Origin of the sequence: uncultured Agathobaculum sp. (assembly GCF_963927765.1) — a bacterium.
GTDB lineage: Bacteria > Bacillota > Clostridia > Oscillospirales > Butyricicoccaceae > Agathobaculum.
The window spans coordinates 1-6416 of sequence record NZ_CAWVCU010000055.1 but is presented as its reverse complement, the minus strand read 5'-3'; the positions used below and the strand labels follow the sequence as shown (position 1 = coordinate 6416).

The window sequence follows — 6416 nt, the reverse complement described above, 5'->3', positions numbered from 1 at the left end:
AGGGGGACATATTGTTAGATAGGAGCGCAGTGAAAAGGAGGAGACAGTACGAATGGAACTAAATCAAACAAGCATCCATTACTATGATAAGCGGCTCGCGCGAATATCGACCTGTAGTGAAACAGCGGATTCCATTGTGTCGGATACCTTTCCGGATATCGGAAGGATTGTCTGCGCATATGGCACCGCGGCGGTACGCGATCAAACGCCGCAGAGCGGCCGACTGCTTGCATCCGGCATGGTACAAGTCGTTGTATTGTATGAACCGGAAAAGGGGGAAGGACTTCGCCGTTTGTCGGTTCCGGTCAGCTTTGCGCATATTGAAGAATGCGATGGGATTGACGCAGAAACCGTCTGCATGGTACGGTGTCAGGTTGCGGCAGTGGATGTGGTGGCGGTCAACAGCCGCAAGCTGAATGTCAAAGTGCAGCTCTGCTTTTTTATTGAGGGATACTGCCAAACCCAGTGTGAAATCACGGAAGGAACCCAGGAAAAGCACGTAGAGCTACTCAGTGAGATGCAAACGGTCACGCTGACCGAACAGGTGCGTGCGTATCCGATTACCGTGCTGGATGATGTTTCCATGCAGGATGCGGAAGGATTGTCGATTCTGCATGCCAATTGCACATTACGGTCGTCAGAATGCCGGGCGATGCGAGGAAAAATCGTACTGAAAGGGGAGGCTGAAATTCAGTGCCTCGCCATACAGGAGGATGACGCGGTTCGGGTGTTGTCCAATACAACGCCATTTACGCAAATTTTAGAAATGCCTGAAGTGGAAGAACAGGATGTTGTTTGCGCGCAGCTGGCTGTGCGTGAAATTGACAGCCGCATCGAACCGGACGGCCTGCTTTCTTATACGGTATCTGTCACTGCATTGATCACAGTTCGACGCACGAGGACACTTTGCCGGATCAAGGACCTTTATTTGCCGGGACAGACGCTGCAAATGAGCGAAGAAAAAACGACGCTGCATTCCATGCCGCCCAGCGTTTCCTTTACCGCGGAAGCCTCGGAAACCCTACAAACCGCGCAGCATGCAGCGCATATCGTTTCGGCGGAAGCAATCTGCTGTAGCGCGAAGCACAGCGCGAAGGGAGATTTGCAGATCACTGCCGCAATACAGGTGCTTTACTTAAGCGATGAACAGCAATTATATGCGGTGTCCCGGCTGGTGCCGCTGACCATGCCGTGCCTTGTGGCGGGGGAATTATCCGATATTTCGCTGGCTGTGCGGGCATCTGCGGCCGGAGAAACCGGGGTTATGTGTAATGTAACGGCAGCAGGCATGGCTACCGCAGAAGAACGGGTCGCATTCCGGCACATTACATCACTTGAAGAAGGAGAGACGCAGAAGAAAACGGCGGATGCAACGCTATTACTGCGTTATATTCAAGAGGAACAGCAGCTCTGGGAGATTGCAAAGGATTGCGGAACGACCATGGAAGAAATCCGACGTGTGAATGACTTGCCGGCGGATGCCACCGGTGTTTCCCACATGGTATTGCTGATACCAATGCAGGTATGAAAGGCGGGGAAATTTTGGACCATCAAATTTACAATCAAATCAGCGCACGCACCGGCGGCGACATTTATATCGGTGTAGTCGGCCCGGTGCGCACGGGTAAATCTACGCTGATTAAACGCTTCATGGAAACCATGGTGCTGCCCGGCATGGACAATGTGTATAAAAGGGAACGGGCGCGAGATGAATTGCCGCAATCCGGAGCGGGACGCACCATCATGACCGCAGAACCGAAATTTGTACCGGAGGAAGCGGCAGAAATTGCCTTGCCGGATGGCGGTGTGTGCCGGATTCGACTGGTGGATTGTGTCGGTTATTTGGTCGATGGCGCGCTCGGCGGCATGGAGGATGACATGCCGCGCATGGTCTCCACTCCGTGGCGTGAAGAACCGATGACGCTTGCGGAGGCTGCGGAAACGGGCACCAACAAAGTGATTGGAGAGCATTCAACCATCGGACTTGTCGTGACGACTGACGGCAGCTTTAGTGAGATCCCACGGGAAAACTATGTGCCGGCGGAACAGCGCGTGATTGAAGAACTGCGTGCGCTTGGCAAGCCGTTCCTTGTGCTGGTCAATTCAGCGGAACCGGAGGGGGAACACGCGAAAGCGGTTTGCGACATGCTGCAAAGCCAGTATCAAGTGGAGCCGTTGGCGGTCAACTGCATGGAACTGGATGAAAATGATATTGCGGATATTATGCAGCGCGTTTTATATGAGTTCCCGGTGTGCGAAATTGCGTTCACTCTGCCGCGGTATATTGGTGCGCTGCCGCCGCAGCACCCGGTTCGTCAAAGCATTTATCAATCCGTTCGCTCCGCTACGCAGGGCGGCGAGAAAATGCGCGATATCCGACATATTTGTGACCGAATTGGTGAAAACGAATATGTTGGACGGATTCACGTCGATCAGATGGCGCTGGGCAGCGGCAAAGCCAGCATCAGTATCGAAATTCCGGAACAGGTCTTTTATGAGATCGTCGGACAGCAAACCAAGATTCACATTCAAGATGCTGCGGATCTGATTTCCGTTCTGAGTGATTTTGCGGAGATCAAACGGAAATATGAGCGGCTGCGCGGCGCATTGGATCAGGTGTATCAGACGGGATATGGCGTTGTGATGCCCTCGGTGGATGAGTTAACGCTGGAAGCACCGGAAATCGTCCGGCAGGGAGGCCGGTATGGCGTACGGCTGCGTGCGTCAGCGCCGTCAATTCATTTAATGCGCGCCAACATCAAAGCGGAAGTCAATCCCATTGTCGGAACGGAAAAACAATCGGAAGAGCTGGTGCATTATCTGCTCAGCGAATTTGAGGAACAGCCGGAGAAAATCTGGGACACCAATATTTTCGGAAAGTCGCTCAATGAACTGGTGCGGGAAGAATTGTCGCATAAATTAAGCCGCATGCCGGATGATGCCCGAGGGAAAATCAGGGAAACACTGGAAAAAATCATCAACGAAAGTGCTGGCGGTTTGATCTGCATCATCCTGTGAGCGTTCGGGCGGGTATCCATTGGATGCCCGCTTTTTGTCATATCTTGGTTTGCCAAATGTCGAGAACACATGAAATTTGGATATCAGTGGCCTGTTTCACAACAAATTTCTAAATTGTCTTGAAAATGGTGATATAGTTAGGGTATAATAAGATTACTGTAATTTGGTGGTAACAGAGCAAAAGGATGAATGTTGATTATGGCTTCTTTTTTGGAGACAATAGCGAAGAAGTTTTCGCTTTTTTCAAGCGATATCGGTATCGACTTGGGTACGGCGACCGTGCTGGTTTATGTCAAGGGCAAGGGCGTTGTGCTCAATGAACCCTCTGTTGTGGCGGTGGACAAGGTTTCGGGTAAGATTTTGTCCGTTGGTGCAGAGGCGCAGAAGATGCTGGGCCGTACACCGGGCAATATTATTGCCATCCGTCCGCTGCGCGAAGGCGTCATTTCTGACTATGAGATGACCGAGCGGATGATTAAAGAATTTATCCGCAAGGTACAGGGCTTCCGGCTGTTTAAGCCGAACGTGGTGATTTGCGTCCCGTCGATCATTACGGAAGTAGAAGAGCGTGCGGTCATTGATGCTGGTACGCAGGCGGGCGCTAAACGTGTGTTTCTGATTGAGGAACCGGTCGCAGCGGCAATCGGTGCCGGTATTGATATCGCAAAGCCGAACGGCAATATGGTGGTGGATATCGGCGGCGGCACGACTGACGTTGCGGTTATTTCGCTGGGCGGTATTGTAGAATCCACTTCTATCAAAATTGCAGGCGATAAGTTTGATGAGGCAATTGTCAAATATGTGCGCCGCAAGCATAATGCCCTGATTGGTGAGCGCACGGCCGAGCAGATCAAGAAAACGATTGGCTGCGTCTATCCGCGCACAGAAGAAGTGTCCATGGAGGTCAAGGGCCGTTGCCTGATGACTGGTCTGCCGCGTACCTTTACGGTCAACTCGACCGAGATTCTGGATGCGCTGGAAGAAGTGTCCACGGCAATTATTGAGGCCATCCATTGGGTCATCGAACGCACCCCGCCGGAGCTGACGGGCGATATTTCTACCAATGGTATCGTGATGACCGGAGGCGGCTCGCTGATTTGGGGCTTTGATAAGCTAGTGGCATCCAAAACCGGTATTCCGACCCACGTTGCAGACGAGGCGATTTCTTGCGTAGCATATGGAACAGGTAACTGCTTGGAAAACCTTTCCGGTATGCAGGATGGCACGATGAATCTGTCTCGTCAGCGTCAGATGATGCAATAATCCGAGAACTGTATGCGCCTGGAACACCCGCCGCTCAGACGGGTGTTTTTGATGCAAGATAGAGGTTGATAATGTATCAGGGGTATCTATGACCGAGCAGGAAAAATATATGAAGGCCGCGCTTCGGCTGGCGCATAAAGCCGCAGAAGAAGGGGAAGTCCCTGTCGGGGCTGTTGTGGTTTGTGACGGCAAAATCGTTGGACGTGGGCGGAATCGTCGGGAAACGAAGAAGAACGCGCTGCATCATGCGGAAATTGAGGCAATTAACAAAGCATGCAAAAAGCTAGGGGGCTGGCGACTGCATCGGTGTGACCTCTATGTGACGCTGGAGCCTTGCCCGATGTGTGCAGGGGCGATCATCAATGCCAGAATCAAAACCGTGTATTATGGCGCGACCGATCCAAAAGCCGGCTCGTGCGGATCGCTCATCAATTTATTTGAATTGCCCTATAATCATCAGCCTGCCATGGTATCAGGGGTATTGGGGGAACAATGTGCGGAGGTTTTGAAATCCTTTTTCCGGACATTGCGTGAAAAAAGAAAAATGCTCCGCATGCAACAGAAATCAGACGCCGTGGAGGCGTTTGACCATAGAATCCAAGAGAAATAAGGGGTTAAAACAATGCAAAGAGAAAAGCTTGGCTCGCGCCTTGGCTTCATCCTGCTTTCCGCAGGCTGTGCGATCGGCGTGGGCAACGTCTGGAAGTTCCCATGGATGGTGGGACAGTACGGCGGCGGCGCGTTCGTTGTCTTTTATGTGCTGTTTTTGATCATTCTGGGCCTTCCGATCATGACGATGGAATTTGCGGTTGGCCGTGCCAGCCAGAAAAGCCCGGTGCGCGCGTATCGGGTGCTCGAAAAGCCGGGTACCAAATGGCATATCCATGGTTATCTTGCTATGATCGGCAACTATCTGCTGATGATGTTTTACACCACGGTATGCGGATGGATGCTGCACTATTTCTATCTGACCGCAAGCGGCAAGTTCGTTGGCGCAACGACCGAAGAAGTGGGCGCTGCATTCCCGGAAATGCTGAGCCAGCCGCTTGTGATGATCGGTTGGATGGTTGTTGTTGTCGTAGTTGGTTTTGCGATCAACTCTTTCGGTTTACAGGGCGGTCTGGAGCGCGTCACAAAGGTGATGATGATTGCGCTGCTGGCAATTATGGTGATTTTGGCCATCAACAGCGTCACGACCGAAGGCGCCGAAGAAGGCCTGAAATTCTACTTAATTCCGGATTTGAACCGCATGATGGAATCTGGCCCGATCAATGTGATCGTTGGCGCGATGAACCAGTCGTTCTTCACGTTGTCGCTGGGTATTGGCGCGATGGCCATCTTTGGTAGTTACGTCGGCAAAAGCCGTGCGCTGATGGGCGAAGCGGTCAATGTTGCCATTCTGGATACCTTTGTTGCATTCACTGCCGGCCTTATCATTTTCCCAGCATGCTTTGCGTTTGGCGTTTCTCCGGACAGCGGTCCGAACCTGATTTTTGTCACGCTGCCGAATATTTTCAATCATATGGCGCTTGGTCGTCTGTGGGGCAGCCTGTTCTTTGTATTCATGGCGTTTGCAGCGTTTTCAACCGTTCTGGCGGTATTTGAGAACATCATGTCCTGCTGCATGGACTTGACCGGATGGAGCCGCAAAAAAGTGGCATTGTTTAACACGGTCTTGATCATTTTGCTTTCCCTGCCGTGTGTGCTGGGATACAATGTTTGGTCTGGCTTCCAGCCGTTTGGCGAAGGTTCTGCCGTTCTGGATTTGGAGGACTTCTTGGTGTCGAATATCTGGCTGCCGCTTGGTTCGCTGGTTTACCTGTTGTTCTGCACCACTCGGTATGGCTGGGGATGGAAGAACTTCAAGGAAGAGGCCAATGAAGGCGGCGGTTTGAAGGTGCGGGACGGCATCCGGTTCTATGTCAGCTATATTTTGCCGCTGATCGTACTCGTCATTTTTGTGCTTGGCATAAAAGATAAATTTTTTGCTTAATATGTCTTGAAATTTGGGATGCAATGCGATATAATATTAAGCGTTGCATCCCGCATCTGCCGGTGTGATGGAATTGGTAGACGTAGTGGACTCAAAATCCACCGCTGGCGACAGCGTACCGGTTCGAGTCCGGTCACCGGCA

Annotated in this window: 5 protein-coding genes and 1 tRNA gene; all 6 read left to right on the top strand. The window is 51.8% G+C overall.

What is annotated here, in order from left to right; genetic code table 11:
- Positions 1 to 52 precede the first annotated feature (52 nt).
- On the top strand, positions 53 to 1528 hold the full coding sequence (locus ABGT74_RS04730; RefSeq protein WP_346704678.1) for a DUF3794 domain-containing protein: 1476 nt from the start codon (positions 53 to 55) through the stop codon (positions 1526 to 1528).
- Between the two features lie 14 nt (positions 1529 to 1542).
- Complete coding sequence (spoIVA, locus tag ABGT74_RS04725) at positions 1543 to 3018, top strand: stage IV sporulation protein A (RefSeq protein WP_346704677.1); 1476 nt, start codon at positions 1543 to 1545, stop codon at positions 3016 to 3018.
- Positions 3019 to 3216: 198 nt separating this feature from the next.
- A complete protein-coding gene (gene mreB / locus ABGT74_RS04720) occupies positions 3217 to 4281 on the top strand; it encodes a rod shape-determining protein MreB (RefSeq protein ID WP_297275712.1) in 1065 nt (354 codons plus the stop codon).
- 88 nt (positions 4282 to 4369) lie between these two features.
- Positions 4370 to 4891 carry a tRNA adenosine(34) deaminase TadA gene (gene tadA / locus ABGT74_RS04715; protein WP_346704676.1) on the top strand — a complete coding sequence of 174 codons (522 nt, stop codon included), beginning with the start codon at positions 4370 to 4372 and terminating at the stop codon, positions 4889 to 4891.
- 12 nt (positions 4892 to 4903) lie between these two features.
- Positions 4904 to 6274 carry a sodium-dependent transporter gene (locus ABGT74_RS04710; RefSeq protein WP_346704675.1) on the top strand — a complete coding sequence of 457 codons (1371 nt, stop codon included), beginning with the start codon at positions 4904 to 4906 and terminating at the stop codon, positions 6272 to 6274.
- A 58-nt stretch (positions 6275 to 6332) separates the two neighbouring features.
- Positions 6333 to 6416 (top strand) — tRNA-Leu (locus ABGT74_RS04705).

What these genes read in the sequence shown, in the direction of transcription:
- ABGT74_RS04710 (WP_346704675.1), top strand. Translation starts at nt 4,904, where the DNA reads ATGCAAAGAGAAAAGCTTGGCTCGCGCCTTGGCTTCATCCTGCTTTCC.
- tadA (WP_346704676.1), top strand. Translation starts at nt 4,370, where the DNA reads ATGACCGAGCAGGAAAAATATATGAAGGCCGCGCTTCGGCTGGCGCAT.
- mreB (WP_297275712.1), top strand. Translation starts at nt 3,217, where the DNA reads ATGGCTTCTTTTTTGGAGACAATAGCGAAGAAGTTTTCGCTTTTTTCA.
- ABGT74_RS04730 (WP_346704678.1), top strand. Translation starts at nt 53, where the DNA reads ATGGAACTAAATCAAACAAGCATCCATTACTATGATAAGCGGCTCGCG.